Here is a 19,529-nt window from a genome sequence, read left to right as displayed (position 1 = left end):
CTTACAATAAATTTAGGAGGAACCCTTGTGAAGGCCAGATATAGTGTAATTGTGCCCATGTATAATGAGGAGGAAGTCATTCAGGTAACGTACGAGCGGCTCAAAAAAGTAATGGATGGTTGCGGCGATTCCTATGAGCTAGTATTCGTCAATGACGGCAGCCGGGACCGTACGGCTGAGATTATGCGCGGCATAAGCAATACGGATGAGCATGTCAAGCTGATTGACTTCTCCCGTAACTTCGGCCATCAGGTGGCGATTACGGCGGGTATGGATTATGCTGAAGGCCAGGCTGTTGTGGTCATTGACGCAGATCTCCAGGACCCGCCGGAGGTCATCCTGCAGATGATCGCCAAGTGGAAGGAAGGCTATGAGGTAGTCTATGCCAAGCGGCTGAAGCGCCACGGAGAGACCTTCTTCAAGAAGGTGACAGCCAAAATCTTTTACCGTCTGCTCAGCAGCATGACCAGTGTGGAGATTCCCACGGATACCGGGGACTTCCGGCTGATCGACCGTAAGGTCTGCGATGTGCTGCGCGGCCTGAAGGAGAAGAACCGTTATGTACGGGGGCTGGTAAGCTGGGTCGGCTTCCGGCAGACCATGGTGGAATATGTGCGGGAGGAACGCTTCGCCGGGGAGACGAAATATCCGCTGAAGAAAATGATCCGCTTTGCGCTCGACGGAATCACCTCCTTCTCGCACAAGCCGCTCAAAATCGCCTCGTATATCGGATTCTTCCTGTCCTTCTCCAGCTTCATCTACCTGTTTCTGGTCTTATTCCAGAAAGTCTTCACCTCTTGGACTGTGCCGGGCTGGGCATCCATTGTCGGGGTTAACCTGCTGTTTAACGGCATTGTGCTGATGCTGCTGGGCGTCATCGGGGAATACATCGGACGGATCTATGATGAATCGAAGGACAGACCGCTCTATATCGTAAGCGAGACACGGGGCTATCCGGATGCCGAGACCGAAGACACGCGGAAGGAAAGCGACTATGCAAAATAAGGCCTGGAGCGCAGGCATGATCCAGTTTCTGAAATTCAATGCGGTGGGCTTGCTTAACACGTTCATTGATTTTGCGGTATTTACCCTGCTGCATTCCCTGGGGATGCTCAACACCCCTGCACAGATTATTTCCTACAGCGCCGGGACGGCCAACAGCTTTGTCTGGAATAAGAAGGTGACCTTCAAGGGCCGGGACAGAGGAGGCAATAGCGGCTTTGACCGGATGCAGCTGGTGAGATTTATTGTGCTGAATCTGCTGGTGCTGGGCATTTCGGTGCTGCTGATTCATCTGCTGAATGACCGGCTGGGAGTCCAGGTGCTGATGGCCAAGGTGCTGGTTACCTTTATTACAGTAATCATTAATTTCTTTGGAAGCCGGAAGTGGGTATTCTAAAGAGATAGAGCGTATATCTTCCCCGTATTCTGCGGAGGCAGCACTTATTCTATATTGCGGAGGCGATTGTCATGCGGAAGTTATCCTATTTGATTATACTTGCCGGGGTCCTGATTATGCTCTACCCCAAAGGAAGCGAATGGTACGAGGACCGTCAGCAGCAGAAGCTGCTGGAAGAGGCTGAACAGGCCTATAGTGAAATCGTTCCTTCGGCTACGGCTCCTGCCAGCCAGGATCTGAGTAAGCCTTATGCGGAAGTCACCCAGCTGCTGGCGGAAGAGTCTGGTGCGGAAGAGCCGGTGCCCACTACAGCGCCCGAGATTGAAGTGGGAGGCAAGATCACCGCTATTATTGAAATCGATAAAATCGATCTGAAGCTGCCTGTACTGGAGGGCGCCACCAAGACCAATATGAAGCATGCAGCGGCGCATATGAAGGAGACAGCTCCGATTGGCGCGGTAGGCAATGCAGCGATTGCTGCGCATCGGTCAAGAACGGCAGGGCGGCTGTTCAACAGATTGGATGAGGTTGGTAAAGGGGATACCATTACTGTTATTACAAGCGGACAGGAATACAAGTATGTTGTATATGATGTATCTATTGTAGAGCCTACCGATATTTCGGTACTGAAGGGAAAGGATGATGATAAGATTTTGACCCTTATTACCTGTGATCCGCTAGTCAACCCTACCCACAGACTTATCATTCACGCGAAGCTGACCTGATTCTATCAGGACAAGGCGATAAAGGTCGAAAAAACATAAAATTTTAGTATATTTGTGGTGAAATCTAGCAATTGGGTCTTGCTAATAGATATAGATATGGTAAGATATAACTATGAAAGCTAATACACGATAAACGGCAAACCTATCGAAAGGTAGGGACGCAAAGCTACAGGGCCTTCCCGTCATGGATGGCAGCCAGTTACCGAATGAAGAGGCTTTTTTTGTTTGTTTTCATTCTGAATCTGTCATTATGTGGTAGTAGATTGGACAGATAAAGCTTATACGATAACGGCAAACCTATCGAAAGGTAGGGACGCAAAGCTAAAGGGCCTTCCCGTAAGAATGGCAGCCAGCTACCGAAAGGGGTTTTATCCATGAAGAAGTTTTATTTAATGCTGATTACACTTTTTGTGATCGTCACTTCCGTGCAGACAGGCACTGCTCAAGCAGCAAATGCAGATTCAAGCTGGTTAAATGTTGGACAACTTGATCAAGGGATTATCGGGGTTTCGTACGATGTTCCTAAGGACAAGAAGATGAAGCTCATGATTACCAAGGACAATAACAGCTATACTTACAACTTATACACTTCCAAACCGACCGAGACGTTCCCGCTGCAACAAGGTAATGGCTCTTACAAGGTCTCCGTTCTTGAGAATACTACCGGCAACAAATATAAAGTACTATCTTCCGAGACTGTATCTCTCTCCATGAGCAATGTGAATGCCGTATATTTGAGCTCTGTACAGAATGTGAAGTGGAGTTCTTCCGATAAATCCGTTCAAAAGGCAGCACAACTTACAAAGGGTCTGACCACAGATGCAAACAAAGTTAAGGCTATCTACAATTACATCGTAGCTAACGTGAAATATGACTACTCTCTGGCCAACAGTGTAAGCACGGATTATATTCCGAACAACGACAACACACTGGCTACCAACAAAGGGATCTGCTACGATTACGCTTCCTTGTTCGCTACTATGCTCCGCAGTGAAGGGATTCCAACCAAGTTGGTTATGGGGAATACAAGCTATGTAACTTCATACCATGCCTGGAACGAAGTGTTCCTGAACGGCAAATGGGTGACGATTGATACTACAGTGGATGCAGGTCTGGGTAAGAAAACAGCAACAACAGAACTGGTCAAATCAGCAAGCAAATATACTGCAGCGAAATTCTACTAAGAATAGCTGTGAACTATAGCATTATCTGAGACTAACCCGCTTAATCATTAAGCGGGTTATTTTTATTTATATAAAGGTTGCTTTTTAATAGATGGATAGGTTATTATAAATAAGCGTTGTTGGAGCGGCAGAGGAAATGAGAGATTACTTAAATAAGTGATTTCAAAAATAAAGCTTGCATTGCTCAGATGAACGTGATATATTATAAGAGTTGCTGGTGACGATAACATCGCCGCTGACAACGAGCTTGATCTTTGAAAACTGAACAACGAGTGAGTATCTGGAGATCACTTCGGTGAGATCCAAAATGAGAGAATGTAAATTCTCGTCAGATGTTTCAAAATGAGCAATCGCTCTTTCTAAATACCAATTTGGAGAGTTTGATCCTGGCTCAGGACGAACGCTGGCGGCGTGCCTAATACATGCAAGTCGAGCGGAGTCTGAGAGGAAGCTTGCTTCCTTTCAGACTTAGCGGCGGACGGGTGAGTAACACGTAGGCAACCTGCCCTCAAGCCTGGGATAACTACCGGAAACGGTAGCTAATACCGGATAATTTCTTTCTTCTCCTGAGGAGAGAATGAAAGGCGGAGCAATCTGCTGCTTGGGGATGGGCCTGCGGCGCATTAGCTAGTTGGTGGGGTAACGGCCCACCAAGGCGACGATGCGTAGCCGACCTGAGAGGGTGAACGGCCACACTGGGACTGAGACACGGCCCAGACTCCTACGGGAGGCAGCAGTAGGGAATCTTCCGCAATGGGCGCAAGCCTGACGGAGCAACGCCGCGTGAGTGATGAAGGTTTTCGGATCGTAAAGCTCTGTTGCCAGGGAAGAACGTCCGGTAGAGTAACTGCTACCGGAGTGACGGTACCTGAGAAGAAAGCCCCGGCTAACTACGTGCCAGCAGCCGCGGTAATACGTAGGGGGCAAGCGTTGTCCGGAATTATTGGGCGTAAAGCGCGCGCAGGCGGTTATTTAAGTCTGGTGTTTAAACCTTGGGCTCAACCTGAGGTCGCACTGGAAACTGGGTGACTTGAGTACAGAAGAGGAAAGTGGAATTCCACGTGTAGCGGTGAAATGCGTAGATATGTGGAGGAACACCAGTGGCGAAGGCGACTTTCTGGGCTGTAACTGACGCTGAGGCGCGAAAGCGTGGGGAGCAAACAGGATTAGATACCCTGGTAGTCCACGCCGTAAACGATGAGTGCTAGGTGTTAGGGGTTTCGATACCCTTGGTGCCGAAGTTAACACAGTAAGCACTCCGCCTGGGGAGTACGGTCGCAAGACTGAAACTCAAAGGAATTGACGGGGACCCGCACAAGCAGTGGAGTATGTGGTTTAATTCGAAGCAACGCGAAGAACCTTACCAGGTCTTGACATCCAACTAACGAAGCAGAGATGCATCAGGTGCCCTTCGGGGAAAGTTGAGACAGGTGGTGCATGGTTGTCGTCAGCTCGTGTCGTGAGATGTTGGGTTAAGTCCCGCAACGAGCGCAACCCTTGACTTTAGTTGCCAGCAGGTTGAGCTGGGCACTCTAGAGTGACTGCCGGTGACAAACCGGAGGAAGGTGGGGATGACGTCAAATCATCATGCCCCTTATGACCTGGGCTACACACGTACTACAATGGCCGGTACAACGGGAAGCGAAGCCGCGAGGTGGAGCCAATCCCAGCAAAGCCGGTCTCAGTTCGGATTGCAGGCTGCAACTCGCCTGCATGAAGTCGGAATTGCTAGTAATCGCGGATCAGCATGCCGCGGTGAATACGTTCCCGGGTCTTGTACACACCGCCCGTCACACCACGAGAGTTTACAACACCCGAAGTCGGTGGGGTAACCCGCAAGGGAGCCAGCCGCCGAAGGTGGGGTAGATGATTGGGGTGAAGTCGTAACAAGGTAGCCGTATCGGAAGGTGCGGCTGGATCACCTCCTTTCTATGGAGAATCGTTTCCTGCAACGGAAACATTCAAATCTTAAATCTAGCCGGTCGGCTAGTTACTCACTCGTTGGTCAGTTTTGAGAGTTTAAGCTCTCATCTTTACCTTGATCCTTGAAAACTGGATACCGAAACGAATTTGCGTTTTAGAACATCTTTTAGCTGAAACTTGTGTAAGCAAGTTGAAATAGTTATTAGTTGCTACCGTGATTTTCCTTAGGGAAAACACATAGGTTAAGCTACTAAGAGCACACGGAGGATGCCTAGGCGCCAGGAGCCGACGAAGGACGTGGCGAACAACGAAACTGCCTCGGGGAGCTGTAAGCAAGCTTTGATCCGGGGGTGTCCGAATGGGGAAACCCAGCTGTGGTAATTCGCAGTTACTCGTATCTGAATACATAGGATACGCAGAGGCAGACCAGGGGAACTGAAACATCTAAGTACCCTGAGGAAGAGAAAACAATAGTGATTCCGTCAGTAGCGGCGAGCGAACGCGGAACAGCCTAAACCAAGGGGCTTGCCTCTTGGGGTTGTGGGACGTCTCACATGGAGTTACAAAGGAATAGAGTAGGCGAAGAGGTCTGGAAAGGCCCGCGATAGAGGTAAAAGCCCTGTAGCCCAAACTGTGTTCTCTCCGAGACGGATCCCGAGTAGTGCGGGGCACGTGAAACCCCGTATGAATCCAGCAGGACCATCTGCTAAGGCTAAATACTACCTGGCGACCGATAGTGAAACAGTACCGTGAGGGAAAGGTGAAAAGCACCCCGGAAGGGGAGTGAAATAGAACCTGAAACCGTGTGCTTACAAAAAGTCAGAGCCCGTTTTAGGGGTGATGGCGTGCCTTTTGTAGAATGAACCGGCGAGTTACGTTTAACATGCAAGGTTAAGGTGAGAAGCCGGAGCCGCAGCGAAAGCGAGTCTGAATAGGGCGATTGAGTATGTGGACGTAGACCCGAAACCGTGTGATCTACCCCTGTCCAGGGTGAAGGTGCGGTAACACGCACTGGAGGCCCGAACCCACGCATGTTGAAAAATGCGGGGATGAGGTGGGGGTAGCGGAGAAATTCCAATCGAACTCGGAGATAGCTGGTTCTCCCCGAAATAGCTTTAGGGCTAGCCTCGGTGAATGGAGTGGTGGAGGTAGAGCACTGATTGGGTGCGGGGCCCGCAAGGGTTACCAAGCTCAGTCAAACTCCGAATGCCATTTACTTCTTGCCGGGAGTCAGACAGTGAGTGCTAAGATCCATTGTCAAAAGGGAAACAGCCCAGACCATCAGCTAAGGTCCCCAAGTGTGTGTTAAGTGGGAAAGGATGTGGAGTTGCACAGACAACCAGGATGTTGGCTTAGAAGCAGCCACCATTGAAAGAGTGCGTAATAGCTCACTGGTCGAGTGACTCTGCGCCGAAAATGTAACGGGGCTAAACACACCACCGAAGCTATGGCTAGATACGTATGTATCTGGGGTAGGGGAGCGTTGTATATACGTTGAAGGTGTACCGTAAGGAGCGCTGGAGAGTATACAAGTGAGAATGCCGGTATGAGTAACGAAAAGATCAGTGAGAATCTGATCCGCCGAAAGCCCAAGGTTTCCTGAGGAAGGCTCGTCCGCTCAGGGTAAGTCGGGACCTAAGGCGAGGCCGACAGGCGTAGTCGAAGGACAACAGTTTGAAATTACTGTACCACCGTAATCCGCTATGAGCGATGGGGTGACGCAGGAGGGTAGTGACGCGGACTGATGGATGTCCGTCTAAGCAGTGAGGCTGGTGTGTAGGCAAATCCGCACATCGTAAGGCTGGGCTGTGATGGGGAGCGAAAATTACAGTAGCGAAGGTCATGATCTCACACTGCCAAGAAAAGCCTCTAGTCAGGAGAAGGTGCCCGTACCGCAAACCGACACAGGTAGGCGAGAAGAGAATTCTAAGGCGCGCGGAAGAACTCTCGTTAAGGAACTCGGCAAAATGACCCCGTAACTTCGGGAGAAGGGGTGCCTCGGTAGGGTGAATAGCCCGAGGGGGCCGCAGTGAAAAGGCCCAAGCGACTGTTTAGCAAAAACACAGGTCTGTGCGAAGCCGCAAGGCGAAGTATACGGGCTGACGCCTGCCCGGTGCTGGAAGGTTAAGGGGAGCGGTTAGGGGTAACCCGAAGCTGTGAACCGAAGCCCCAGTAAACGGCGGCCGTAACTATAACGGTCCTAAGGTAGCGAAATTCCTTGTCAGGTAAATTCTGACCCGCACGAATGGCGTAACGACTTGGGCGCTGTCTCAACGAGAGATCCGGTGAAATTTTAATACCTGTGAAGATGCAGGTTACCCGCGACAAGACGGAAAGACCCCATGGAGCTTTACTGCAGCTTGATATTGAATTTGGGTACGATCTGTACAGGATAGGTGGGAGCCGGTGAGGCAGGAGCGCAAGCTTCTGCGGAGGCGCCGTTGGGATACCACCCTGATCGTATCTAGGTTCTAACCTGGTGCCCTCATCGGGTACGGGGACCGTGTCAGGCGGGCAGTTTGACTGGGGCGGTCGCCTCCTAAAGAGTAACGGAGGCGTTCAAAGGTTCCCTCAGAATGGTTGGAAATCATTCGCAGAGTGCAAAGGCATAAGGGAGCTTGACTGCGAGACCTACAAGTCGAGCAGGGACGAAAGTCGGACTTAGTGATCCGGTGGTACCGCATGGAAGGGCCATCGCTCAACGGATAAAAGCTACCCTGGGGATAACAGGCTTATCTCCCCCAAGAGTCCACATCGACGGGGAGGTTTGGCACCTCGATGTCGGCTCATCGCATCCTGGGGCTGAAGTAGGTCCCAAGGGTTGGGCTGTTCGCCCATTAAAGCGGTACGCGAGCTGGGTTCAGAACGTCGTGAGACAGTTCGGTCCCTATCTGTCGTGGGCGCAGGAAATTTGAGAGGAGCTGTCCTTAGTACGAGAGGACCGGGATGGACGTACCGCTGGTGCATCAGTTGTTCCGCCAGGAGCATGGCTGAGTAGCTACGTACGGACGGGATAAGCGCTGAAAGCATCTAAGCGTGAAGCCCCCCTCAAGATGAGATTTCCCAATTAGTAAGACCCCTTGAAGACGACGAGGTAGATAGGTTGGAGGTGGAAGTGCAGCAATGCATGGAGCTGACCAATACTAATCGGTCGAGGGCTTATCCAAATTTCTAACACGCAGATTCGTTTCGGATTCAGTTTTCAGGCGATCAAGCCTGGTACACCTTAAGCTGCAGGTCCTCTCTGGGGACGGATATTTTCTCGCAGCGATTTCGAGAAGCGGAAGCTTCGAAAAATCATGTTTGGTGGCGATAGCGGAGGGGTTCCACACGTACCCATCCCGAACACGACCGTTAAGCCCTCCAGCGCCGATGGTACTTGGACCGAAGGGTCCTGGGAGAGTAGGACGTTGCCAAGCACACAAGACCACTGTTGATTCTCAGACAGTGGTCTTTTTGTATTTTCGGGGAAGCCTTGTGGACAGCTTGTGAGTAGATTTCAGGTCTTCTTACAAGTGGCGCATAGTTATACACATGTGGATAGATTTAGTTTTTTTGATACTTCTCCCCAAATGATGTGGATATCCGGTAGAATAATGTGGATAGGTACCGAGAATTGGGGATAGACAGGTGAAGGAGCTAAAAGTTATGGACAAGCATAGCAGCTTTTTGTGGACAGAGCAGTTCAGGGTTCAGGCAAGTGACACGGATTACCGGTCAAGGGGCAAGCTCTCCTTCCTGCTGGATATTATGCAGCGTGCAGCGGATTCTGCTGTAAGCAGTCTGGGGCTAAGTATGGAGAGTATGCTCAAGGCGGGAATGGGCTGGATGATCATCACCCTTGATCTGAATCTGCAGCGTCTGCCGTCGCCGGGTGAGCTTCTTGATGTGCATACCTGGAGTAAAGGAAACAAAGGACCCCTCTGGCAGCGGGATTACCGGATCTATGATAGCCAAGGTGTAGAGCTTGCTTCGGCGCGCTCGATCTGGGCCCTTGTGGATATCGGGAAGCGGAAAATTCTGCGTCCATCGGCTTTGCCTATTGTTGTCGAGCCGTATGTAGAGGATTCCGTAGGAAGTCTGCCGGATAAAGTAATTATTCCATTCGAACTCCCCTTGCAGGAGGCTTACCGTTATCAGGTCAGATATAGCGGGCTGGATAACAACAAACATCTTAACAATGCGCGCTATGCAGATTTATGCTGTGATGCTCTGGCGCTGGAGGAGTGGGAGGAGTTAGAGCTTACGGGGCTTCATATCACCTATGCCCAGGAAGCCAAGTATGGTGAGGAGATCAGTGTTATGCGTTCTTCTCTGACTGAAGAAGGGGTATATGTGCGCGGGCAAGGCGGGGGGCGGATCTTTTTTGAAGCTTGCCTGAAGCTTAGAAGGAAGATAGATTGATGTCTGAGAGAGAGACTTACATAGCGTTAAATCCAGACAGTTGCTCGAATTTCAGGGGAACTGTCTTTTGTCATATTTGCTACTTCCTTATATGTCACAAATACACAATTGGCATTCGTTATACAGGTGTAAAAGGAAAGTGGAGGTGATTCTTTTGGAGCAAGGCAACCCCGGGGGCCCAATGAATCCAAATAAGATTGAGGAAGCCATTCATCAGGTACATGTAGGAGACAGGGAAGCGTTCTCAACAATAATTAAGGAGTATGAAAAAAAGATTTACACGTATTGCTACTATCTCCTAAGGAGCCGTGAAGAAGCAGAGGATGCTGTGCAGGATATATTCGTTAAGGTGTATCAGCAGCTTGGGCGTTATGAACGGCGGGTTTCTTTTTCGGCCTGGCTATATAAGGTGGCTTATCATCATTGTCTGGACCAGCTTCGCAGGCGTAAGCGACGCAGCCGGTTGCTGTCCCTGTATAAGCTGCAACTGATGACGAATCAACAAGCGTTGCCGGAGGATTCGCCGGTAGACCGTATTTTTGAAAATCTCACTTCGGAAGAGCGGGGGCTATTAATCCTTCGTGTCATTGAACAATACAGCTTCGAAGAGATCTCAATGATTACCGGAAGCAGTTCGGCGGCGCTGCGCAAAAAATATGAACGGCTCCGTAAAAAACTGATTCAGCAAAAAGCGGATGAAAGGGGAGGGTGTGCTCATGGAGAAGTGGCAGAATCAAACTGAGAAGCAAATGCTGGAATGTATTCGCAGCAGCGTCGGAAGAGTAGAGCTTCCTGTAGATAGCTATAATGAGCAGATTATGAACCGGATTGCATATTTGGAGACTAGAGGAGGAAATAAATTGCTTAAAAAGACGCTGGCAGCCGCAAGCATAGCTGTAGTGATAGGGTTAGGTACGATAACCGCAGGGTTCATCTCTCCTGCTTGGGCCGATACCTTGAGTCAAATTCCTGTCTTCAGCAGTATATTCAAGCATACGGAGAATCCGGGGCTGAAATTGGCGGCGGAACAGGGCCTGACTACTTCTCCTAATATGAGCGTTACCAAGGATGGAGTGACGTTAAGTGTTACGGAGGTATTTTATGATGGAATTCAGCTGGCCATTGGTTTTGAAAGAACTGGAGTAACGGATGAGCGGATGCTGGCGGAGATTACAAATTATAAAACTCATGAATTCGATCAGTCGACAAAAGGGCTGTTGGGTCTGCCGGTGGTTACTCTGGCGTCAGGAGAGCCTATCGGCTTCGGTTCTTCTATCACAGGTGATGTAAAAGGACAACCGAACACCCTCTTATTGGAGCTTAGAGAACTGCACAATGCTTCGGCTCTCGGAGACGAATTCAAGGTGAATATTCGCGTACCGGTTGCCCAGATCGCCGAGCCGTTTGAGTTCGAGGTAACAGCGAAGAAGCTTGCGGAGGGAATCATCAACCTTACCCCGGGCCAGGGAGCGAGCAAAGACTCCTTCCATTATAAAGTAAAGAGTCTGGACATCACGCCTGCTGCCATGAGGATGATCATCACCAGTGAAGGGGAAGTGCCTGCATCACCGGAGCAGACTGGGGAATATGGCCCAACTGCGGTATTCTATGAGCTTGTGGATGATGCGGGTAATGTTGCTGCTTCCAAGCAAGGGTATGCCTTGATGAAGGCTGTTCAGCATCCTATTGTAGATAGCCTATACAATACCTTCCCGCAAACCCCTAAGACGATTACGGTCAGACCGTATACAATGACTTTGGATAATGATCTGAAGCTCTTGTTGGATGCTAATGGGAAACCGATGAGAACTTATCATAAGGAACTTGAAACGACGATAGTGATTCCGTGAACCTTAGAAAGAGAGCGGGAATATGTAAAATAGACTGAGTCTGGTCCGCGTCTGCTGTGCAGATGCGGGCTTTTTTGGTTTTTATGTGTTGGGGTCCCCGCAAAGTACCTAAGTCATCATCGAAGCTAAAACCCCGCATTGTGGGGTTATCTTGCTGATTAGGAAATTATGATTTACATCCGATGCGGATAAGTTGTGCATAAAGTTGGGGGGAAGTGTCTTGGAGCATCGGCAGGATGAAAATATTCTGGATCAGTAATTGGAATGACTTCGCTGATTTCACCGAACAGCCGGATAGGGTCGAAAAACCGACTACATTCGGTGCGGCAGAGGCGTGTGGGCCGAATGTGATCGAAAAACCGATCACAATGGGGATGCCGCAGGCATTTTGTTCCTGATTAGAGCAGCGTTAACGGAATGTAGATTTCACTTACGGAGTTCGGATGATGGGGGCTAGATAGTCTTGACCGTAGTATTCAATTCATAAGACAGATTGAGGCGGTAATCGGTTCTCGGCAGAAAAACGCCATACTCCTACTGGTATAATATTATACAATTCTGAGGCGGGCATTGGCTGTGACTCCTTTCGGCTGGGGGATGATTCTAGTCTAGCTGAAGTGAAGGGAATTCGGCCTGATGATAATTGCGGACTTGTATGTCATGGTATAATAGGTTGTTGATGACAGGGAGGGGTTTGGACGATGAAGGTATTAGTATTGGCAGAGAAGCCGTCGGTGGCCCGTGAGATTGCGCGGGTGCTGGGCTGTGGGAATAAACAGAAGAGTTATATGGAAGGTCCGAAATATGTGGTGACCTGGGCCCTTGGGCATCTGGTGGGCCTGGCTGAGCCTGAGGACTATAACAATAAATATGCAACCTGGGCGCTGGAGGATCTGCCAATTCTTCCAGAGAAGGCCAAGCTGAAGGTGCTGCGCGAGACCAGCCAGCAGTATAAGGCTGTGCAGCAGCTGATGAAACGGCAGGATATCGGGGAGCTGATCGTAGCAACGGATGCGGCGCGTGAGGGTGAGCTGCTGGCGCGCTGGATTATGAATATGGCAGGCTGGAAAAAGCCATTCCGGCGGCTGTGGATCTCTTCGCAGACGGATAAGGCGATTAAGGAAGGATTCGCTTCGCTCCGGCCTGGACGGGATTTCGACCGGCTGTATGAATCTGCGCGCTGCCGTGCTGAGGCGGATTGGATGATCGGGCTGAATGTGACCCGGGCCTTAACCTGCAAGTTCGGCGCGCCGCTCTCTGCGGGGCGTGTGCAGACACCTACCCTGGGAATGATTATGGACCGGGAGAATGAGATTACCGGCTTCCGTTCCCAGGAATATGATCTGCTGACTGGGGATTTCGGGAATTTCCAGGCGGGATGGCGCGCGCAGGGCGGGGATGGACGGATTTTTGATAGAGAGAAGACAGGAGTTCTTAAAGATAAGCTTACAGGCCGCAGCGGAAGGATTACCAAGGTCCTGAAGAGTGAGAAAAGCGAGCCTCATCCGCTGGCTTACGATCTGACTGAGCTGCAGCGGGATGCCAACCGCAAATTCGGCTTCTCGGCCAAGCAGACTTCAAGTGTGCTCCAGAAGCTGTATGAACAGCATAAGCTGGTTACTTATCCGCGTACGGATAGCCGTTATCTGACCGCTGATATGACGGGCACGCTAAAAGAAAGACTCGACAGCGTGGCTGTAGGTCCGTATGCAGCCCTCGCCAGACCGCTGCTACGGAAGCCGCTGCCAATCACGAAGCGGATTGTCGATGACAGCAAGGTCAGCGATCACCATGCGATTATTCCGACCGAGCAGACAGTGCTGCTCAATCTGCTGAGCACGGAAGAGCGGAAGCTCTACGATCTGATCGTACGGCGGTTCATCAGCCTGTTCTATCCTCCGGCCCGTTATGACGCCGTAGCTGTGACGGTAACCGTCGATGGTGAAAGCTTCTATGTGAAGGGAACTACCGTCAAGGATGCAGGCTGGCGTGAGGTATACGGCGGAGATATGAGCCAGGATGACGAAGAGGAGAATGCGGGGGATGAACCCGCAGCAGGCAGTGTGAAGCTGCCGGAGTTGCGGGAAGGCGACAGTGTGAAGCTTGAGCGCTGCATCATCAAGCCGGGACGGACTCAGCCGCCGAAGCGTTATAATGAAGCGACGCTGCTGACGCAGATGGAGAAGCATGGGCTGGGGACGCCGGCCACCCGTGCGGACATCATTGAGAAGCTGGTCAGCTCGGATACGATTGAACGGCAGGGCAATCTGCTGCATCCGACCGGCAAGGGCAAGCAATTGATTGAACTGGTCTCGGGACAGCTGCGTACACCGGAGCTGACGGCACGCTGGGAAGCAGAGCTGGAGAGAATTGCGCGCGGGCAGGGGCGCCCGGAGCCGTTCCTGCAGGGTATCCGGAGTATGGCCCAGGAGCTGGTGTCCTTGGTGAAGAACAGCGGAGCGGAATACAAGCCGCATAATGTATCTAACAGCCATTGTCCGGAGTGTGGAACAAGGATGTTAGAGAAGAAGACCAAACGCGGCAAGCTGCTGGTCTGTCCGAAGGAGGACTGCGGCTATACCCGGGCGGGCGAGAAGCAGTTGTCGAACCGCCGCTGCCCGCAGTGCCATAAGAAGATGGAGATGAAGGAGGGCAAGGCCGGGAAGTATGTGCAGTGCCTCGGCTGCGGAATTACAGAGACGATGGATAAGGATCACAAGCATATCAACAAACGCGAGCAGCAGAAGCTGGTGCAGCAGTACAGCAAGACGGAAAGTGCCGGCAACAATCTTGGCGACCTGTTGAAGGCGGCGATGGAAGCGAAGCAGAAGGGCAAGTAGTCCAAGCAGCTGGAAGGCCGTACAACCGGGCAAGCTAACCTGATGTGGGATAGAGCTGTTAGGTGGATGCGCTCATGAGTGAAAGACTAGGTGACAAAGAAAGGACCCTAATAAGACTGCCGGGATATACCGGTGGTCTTGTTGCGGCTTAAGGGCTATTCAAGGGACGGCAGATATGCTTTACTGTAGAAGATTGATACGGGGTCAGGCGTTAGGGCTCCGGTAAATAGAGTGGGGCAGGTGGAGAAGTGGCGGCGGCTGAAGGTTTAGCGGGTGTGGCGAAAGCGGCAGAGGCTCCGGGTACGAAGGGGAGCAGCCGGTTGTATTTTCTGGTGATTGTCTTTATGTTCTGGTTCTCTTCTTATATCTATGTTCCGGTGCTCTCGCCTTATGTGGAGCATCTGGGCGCTTCTTATGTCATGGTGGGAGCGGTGCTGGGGATATACGGCCTGATGCAGATTCTGTTCCGGCTGCCGATAGGGATGGGTTCAGATGTGCTTAACCGGCGGCGGCCGTTCATTTATCTGGGGCTGATTGCAAGCGGAGCGAGCTGTCTGCTGTTCCTGGCAGGGGCACATCCGGGTTGGGCCCTGGCGGCGCGGGCGGTCTCGGGGATAGCGGCATCGGCGTGGGTGGTGTACTCGGTGATGTTCGCGGGGTATTTTCCGAAAGAAGAGGCGGGCAGGGCTATGGGCATGCTCCAGTTCACCACGGTGATTGCCCAGTTGACCAGCATGATGATCAGCGGCTATATCGTAGACCACTTCGGCTGGAATACCCCGTTCATCATCGGAGGGATTGTGGCGGTGGCCGCGATGCTGCTGGTCGTCCGTCTTCCGGAGCAACAGCTGGAGAAGCGCGCAGCGATTAAGCTCAAGGATCTGGCCGGTGTCGTGAAGGAGCCGCTGCTGGTAAAAGTATCGCTGTTATCAGTGCTGGCCCATTGTGTGCTGTTCATTACAATGTTCGGCTACACGCCGAATCAGGCGCTCTATATTGGCGCGAGCAAGGGGAGTCTCGGCTGGCTGACGCTGGCTTTTATGCTGCCCCATGCGGTAGCGACCCTCTATGGAGCGCGGCTGTTCGGCCGGTGGCTGGGCGACCGGGGGACGCTGATGCTGGGTTTTGCCGGAAGTGCGGTGTTCACGCTGCTCATTCCTTCGATGCCCACGCTTGCGGCGTTATGCATAACACAGATCGGGAACGGCTTCATGCAGGGCCTGATCTTCCCGCTCCTGCTGGGTAAATCGGTCTCCGGGGTAGTTCCGTTCAAGCGGGCGACGGCGATGGGCTTCTATCAGGCGGTGTATGCGATCGGCATGTCCGGCGGTCCTTTTGTGGCGGGATGGATGAGTGCGGCGTACGGTCTGCGCGGAGGCTTCTGGCTGGGTGCCATTGCAGCTTTGCTTGCGGCGGTACTGTCCTGGTTCTGGATTAGGGAAGCCGGAGCCGCAGGCGGTCGGAGCAAGAAAGAGCGGCGGTTGCAGGGCCGGTGATGTGAGGTTATTGGTTTTTTGCCGGAAAGGGTAATATAATAGAGAGCAGAGTAGGATGCTAGGAGGAGGGGCCGGAAGGATGGTCAAGGTGGTATTGCTGTGGTTCGCGCTGATCAACATTATCGGGTATGTCGTGATGTCGGAAGACAAGAACAAGGCCCGGAAAAGACGGGATCGGGTGCCGGAGAAAACACTGTTTCTGCTGGCGTTCATGGGCGGTGCGCTGGGTGTGCTGATTGCCATGTACCGCAAACGCCACAAGACAAGGCATACTTCCTTCAGACTCGGAATTCCGCTGCTGCTGCTGCTGAATATGGTGCTGTATGGATATTTTTTGAGGTAAGCCGCTTAAGGGCTTGGTAATGATGTAAATAATAGAAAGAGGTGGCGTATATGTTATTCTCTAAAATTCTGCTTGCCTATGACGGTTCAAAGGCTTCGAATCAGGCTCTGGAACGGGCGATTGAGCTGGCTAAGGTAACGCCAGGGTCCTCCCTGTACGTCGTACACGCATTTGAATTCCCGCGATTCTTCATCGGGGAAGCTCTCGCGCCTCTGCCGGCATCGGTGAACAAGGATTATTATGACCTCGCGGTCCAGACTACGGATGAAGTGAAAAGCCGCTTGGAAGCCGAAGGTCTGAATGCTACGGTAGAATTGCTGCAGGGATCGCCTGCGGAAATTATTCTGAATTATGCCAAAGAGCAGAATGCAGATGTGATCGTAATCGGCAGCCGGGGGCTGGGCGGTATCCGGGAATTTGTTCTGGGCAGCGTCAGCCATAATGTGGTGCAAAGTGCGCGCATTCCGGTGCTGGTTGTTAAATAATAGGAACTTTAGTAGAGGGACGCTGCGGCGTTCCTTTTTTTATGCGGCGGAACCAGGAGTGATATATCATTTGAATGATATTCTAAAAAAAGTCTGTCATTGTTGTTATATTCATACAAAAGACACAGAAGAGAGAAAATAGGAATATATTTATCTTGTAATATATTGTAATATTATCGGTATAAAAGAACATTAGGGGGACTTAAGTCATGCATATCAGATTACAGAATAGTGCAGGAGTAGTGAAAGAGGTGAAAGTGGGATTTAGCTGGACGACCTTCTTCTTCGGCTTCTTCCCGGCACTGTTCAGAGGCGATTTAAAGTGGGCTGTGATCATGTTTATTACAGCAGTAGCAGCAGGAATATTCACATTTGGTATCGGAGCATGGATTCCAGGGTTCATTTTCTCCTTTGTGTATAATAAGATATTCATCAAAGACATGTTGGATAAAGGCTATCGTCCATCCGATCAAAACGCCCAGTACACCTTGCAGTCGAAGGGAATTATTTCTGCAGCATAATATTAGCAGGTTTATTACAACAGCGGCTCTCTCCTGGCGGGAGAGCCGCTGTTTTTGTATTTTACCCTACTGTGTCTTCAGGACATGGGCAGGAGCGGGAGAATAGATGTAGGATTACAAGAAGAAATCCTGCCAAAAAAGCGAACGTTTATTGGGGATAATATGTTAATGTTCGTGTTTAAGTTGACATACAGTGTAGGGGGTTGTTAAACTTAAAGTATGAACCGCTCGTATATATCCGGGGATAGGGCCCGGAAGTTTCTACCCGGGAACCGTAAATTTCCGGACTACGGGGAATTGAAAGGCATAAGGCGACATCGCTTGCGGTAAAATTCCCGAAGAGCGGATGCTGTCCTTTTTCGTGTCGCTCCCAGACAGGAGTGCGAAAATTGTCTATTATTTCCTCCGTAGTCCGAATTTCCCGCAAAATGCGTTTGGAAATCGGGCTTTTTTGTTGCGAAATATGGAAAACTATAGAGAAATGGCTCAATATAGAGTCTGTAGGGGATTAACCATTTCATTAGAACGAAAGGCTGGGTGAACGATGTCTGTGCAAGTAGGTGTCATTATGGGCAGCAAATCGGACTATGAAACGATGAGGCATACCTGTGAAGTGCTGGAGGAGCTGGATATAGCTTATGAGAAAAAGGTTGTCTCCGCACACCGCACACCGGATCTGATGTTCCGTTATGCCGAAGAGGCAGCGGAGCGCGGCTTGCGGGTCATTATCGCCGGAGCGGGCGGCGCGGCGCATCTGCCGGGTATGGTGGCTGCGAAGACCACGCTGCCGGTCATAGGTGTACCTGTGCAGTCTAAGGCCTTGAACGGCATGGATTCGCTGCTGTCTATTGTGCAGATGCCTGCGGGCATCCCGGTAGCGACAGTAGCAATTGGCCGCGCCGGAGCGATCAATGCGGGACTGCTGGCGGCGCAGATCATCGGCGCCTTCGAGCCGGAGGTGGCGGACAGGGTGCAGCTGCGGCGCGAGGCGACTCAGCAAGAGGTGCTGGAAAGCAGCGAGAGCCTATGAGCCCGGAGGAGCAGAAGGCCGGGGGATTGGAGAGCGGCCCAGAGCGCGCTATGAAGGCTGAGGGCGAAGCGGAAGGTGCCGGAGCTGGGCGAACGGTAAAGGCTGAAGGCGAAGCGATAGCTGCCGAGGCTGAGGCACAGCGGGAAGAGACCGGGGGGCAGAGGCCACGGACGCTGTTGCCCGGCGCAACGATCGGCGTGCTCGGCGGCGGGCAGCTTGGGCGCATGCTGGCTTTGTCCGGCAGCGCCATGGGCTACCGCTTCGTGGCGCTGGACCCGGCAAAGGATGCGCCGTGCGGGCAGGTGACGCCGCAGATCACTGCGGCGTATAACGACCGGGACGCCGCGCGTGAGCTGGCGCGGCGCTCGGACGTCATCACGTACGAGTTCGAGAACGTGGATGCGGGCGTAGCCGCGCTGCTGACGGAGGAGTCGTACGTGCCGCAGGGCAGCGCGCTGCTGTATACGACGCAGCACCGGCTGCGCGAGAAGGCGGCCATCGAGGCAGCGGGCGTGCCCGTTGCCCCGTACCGCAAGGTTGGCAGCCTGGCGGAGCTGGAAGCGGCGGCTGCCGAGCTGGGCCTGCCCTGTGTGCTGAAGACAGCCACAGGAGGGTATGACGGCAAGGGACAAGCCGTCATCCGCAGGCCGGAAGAGCTGGCCGCAGCGTTCCGGCGAGTCGCGCCGGGTGTGCAAGCAGATGTACCGGAGCTGGTGCTGGAGAAATTCATCGCCTTCGAGTGCGAGATTTCGGTCATCGCCGCCCGGAGCGCCTCGGGGGAGGTCAAGAGCTTCCCGCCCGCCGAGAACATTCACGTGAACAATATCCTGCATCTCTCCATTGTTCCTGCAAGGGTGCCAGAGGAGATTCAGCGGCGGGCCTGTGAGCTGGCCGAGCGGATTGTGTCCGGCATGAATGCCGTCGGGCTGCTGGCGGTAGAGATGTTCGTGACGGAGGACGGAGAGCTGTTCGTCAATGAGCTGGCCCCGCGTCCGCATAACTCTGGCCATTACACGATGGATGCCTGCGTGACCTCGCAGTTCGAGCAGCACGTGCGGGCGATCTGCAATCTGCCGCTCGGCGATACGAAGCTGCTGACTCCTGTAGTGATGGTGAATGTACTCGGCGAGCATCTGGACGGAGCCGTTCAGGCAGCCTGCCGTGCGAATGAAGAAGTGAGCAGGCTTGGAGTATCACCCAAGCTTCATATATATGGTAAGACCGAGAGCAAAACCGGCCGTAAAATGGGCCATATCAACCTGCTCTGCAAGGATACCGGCGACGGATTGTCCTGGGTAGAGCAAACTAACCTTTGGAGGAAATGACAAG

At 52.1% G+C, this 19,529-nt stretch carries 15 protein-coding genes, 3 rRNA genes and 3 riboswitches; all 18 genes read left to right on the top strand.

The window, feature by feature from the left end; all coding sequences use genetic code 11:
* Window positions 1-27: 27 nt before the first annotated feature.
* The 18 genes from NSS64_RS25450 to purK all read left to right on the top strand — a co-directional run bounded on the left by NSS64_RS25450 (window position 28) and on the right by purK (window position 19,525).
* Entirely contained in the window at window positions 28-1,005 is a 978-nt protein-coding gene (locus NSS64_RS25450; RefSeq protein ID WP_340944389.1) for a glycosyltransferase family 2 protein, read from the top strand.
* A complete protein-coding gene (locus NSS64_RS25445) occupies window positions 995-1,399 on the top strand; it encodes a GtrA family protein (RefSeq protein ID WP_341141967.1) in 405 nt (134 codons plus the stop codon). The genes NSS64_RS25450 and NSS64_RS25445 overlap by 11 nt, the downstream gene beginning before the upstream one ends.
* A gap of 71 nt (window positions 1,400-1,470) precedes the next feature.
* Window positions 1,471-2,124, top strand: coding sequence for a class D sortase (locus NSS64_RS25440; protein WP_340944387.1), 654 nt, complete (start codon window positions 1,471-1,473; stop codon window positions 2,122-2,124).
* A gap of 125 nt (window positions 2,125-2,249) precedes the next feature.
* A riboswitch (cyclic di-GMP riboswitch) is annotated at window positions 2,250-2,331 on the top strand.
* Window positions 2,332-2,404: 73 nt separating this feature from the next.
* A riboswitch (cyclic di-GMP riboswitch) is annotated at window positions 2,405-2,485 on the top strand.
* Between the two features lie 13 nt (window positions 2,486-2,498).
* Window positions 2,499-3,308, top strand: a complete 810-nt coding sequence (locus NSS64_RS25435; RefSeq protein ID WP_341141966.1) for a transglutaminase-like domain-containing protein — start codon at window positions 2,499-2,501, stop codon at window positions 3,306-3,308.
* A 368-nt stretch (window positions 3,309-3,676) separates the two neighbouring features.
* Window positions 3,677-5,237 (top strand): 16S ribosomal RNA (locus tag NSS64_RS25430).
* A 234-nt stretch (window positions 5,238-5,471) separates the two neighbouring features.
* Window positions 5,472-8,398 (top strand): 23S ribosomal RNA (locus tag NSS64_RS25425).
* 135 nt (window positions 8,399-8,533) lie between these two features.
* Window positions 8,534-8,650 (top strand): 5S ribosomal RNA (gene rrf, locus NSS64_RS25420).
* The 16S, 23S and 5S rRNA genes sit together here, the layout of an rRNA operon.
* Window positions 8,651-8,879: 229 nt before the next feature.
* Window positions 8,880-9,635: an acyl-[acyl-carrier-protein] thioesterase gene (locus NSS64_RS25415; RefSeq protein WP_341141965.1), complete on the top strand. Its 756-nt coding sequence runs from the start codon at window positions 8,880-8,882 to the stop codon at window positions 9,633-9,635.
* 181 nt (window positions 9,636-9,816) lie between these two features.
* The gene (locus NSS64_RS25410; protein ID WP_341141964.1) at window positions 9,817-10,377 is read left to right on the top strand and encodes an RNA polymerase sigma factor; all 561 of its coding nucleotides are present in this window, start codon (window positions 9,817-9,819) and stop codon (window positions 10,375-10,377) included.
* The gene (locus tag NSS64_RS25405) at window positions 10,352-11,485 is read left to right on the top strand and encodes a DUF4179 domain-containing protein (protein WP_341141963.1); all 1,134 of its coding nucleotides are present in this window, start codon (window positions 10,352-10,354) and stop codon (window positions 11,483-11,485) included. Before NSS64_RS25410 ends, NSS64_RS25405 begins: the two co-directional genes overlap by 26 nt.
* Window positions 11,486-11,721: 236 nt before the next feature.
* The gene (locus tag NSS64_RS25400) at window positions 11,722-11,883 is read left to right on the top strand and encodes a hypothetical protein (protein ID WP_341141962.1); all 162 of its coding nucleotides are present in this window, start codon (window positions 11,722-11,724) and stop codon (window positions 11,881-11,883) included.
* Between the two features lie 303 nt (window positions 11,884-12,186).
* A complete protein-coding gene (locus NSS64_RS25395; protein ID WP_341141961.1) occupies window positions 12,187-14,325 on the top strand; it encodes a DNA topoisomerase III in 2,139 nt (712 codons plus the stop codon).
* 275 nt (window positions 14,326-14,600) lie between these two features.
* The gene (locus tag NSS64_RS25390) at window positions 14,601-15,821 is read left to right on the top strand and encodes an MFS transporter (protein WP_341141960.1); all 1,221 of its coding nucleotides are present in this window, start codon (window positions 14,601-14,603) and stop codon (window positions 15,819-15,821) included.
* Window positions 15,822-15,900: 79 nt separating this feature from the next.
* Entirely contained in the window at window positions 15,901-16,164 is a 264-nt protein-coding gene (locus tag NSS64_RS25385; protein ID WP_036693313.1) for a DUF1294 domain-containing protein, read from the top strand.
* A gap of 50 nt (window positions 16,165-16,214) precedes the next feature.
* A complete protein-coding gene (locus NSS64_RS25380) occupies window positions 16,215-16,649 on the top strand; it encodes a universal stress protein (protein WP_340944376.1) in 435 nt (144 codons plus the stop codon).
* A gap of 209 nt (window positions 16,650-16,858) precedes the next feature.
* Window positions 16,859-17,170, top strand: a complete 312-nt coding sequence (locus tag NSS64_RS25375) for a DUF2628 domain-containing protein (protein ID WP_341141959.1) — start codon at window positions 16,859-16,861, stop codon at window positions 17,168-17,170.
* 208 nt (window positions 17,171-17,378) lie between these two features.
* A riboswitch (purine riboswitch) is annotated at window positions 17,379-17,480 on the top strand.
* A gap of 234 nt (window positions 17,481-17,714) precedes the next feature.
* A complete protein-coding gene (gene purE / locus NSS64_RS25370) occupies window positions 17,715-18,200 on the top strand; it encodes a 5-(carboxyamino)imidazole ribonucleotide mutase (protein WP_340944374.1) in 486 nt (161 codons plus the stop codon).
* On the top strand, window positions 18,197-19,525 hold the full coding sequence (gene purK, locus NSS64_RS25365; protein ID WP_341141958.1) for a 5-(carboxyamino)imidazole ribonucleotide synthase: 1,329 nt from the start codon (window positions 18,197-18,199) through the stop codon (window positions 19,523-19,525). Before purE ends, purK begins: the two co-directional genes overlap by 4 nt.
* Window positions 19,526-19,529 lie beyond the last annotated feature (4 nt).

The organism is Paenibacillus sp. FSL H8-0122 (genome assembly GCF_038005345.1).
Lineage (GTDB): Bacteria > Bacillota > Bacilli > Paenibacillales > Paenibacillaceae > Paenibacillus_AQ.
The sequence above is the reverse complement of the archived record's forward strand: the minus strand, read 5'-3'. Positions and strand labels throughout refer to the sequence as shown.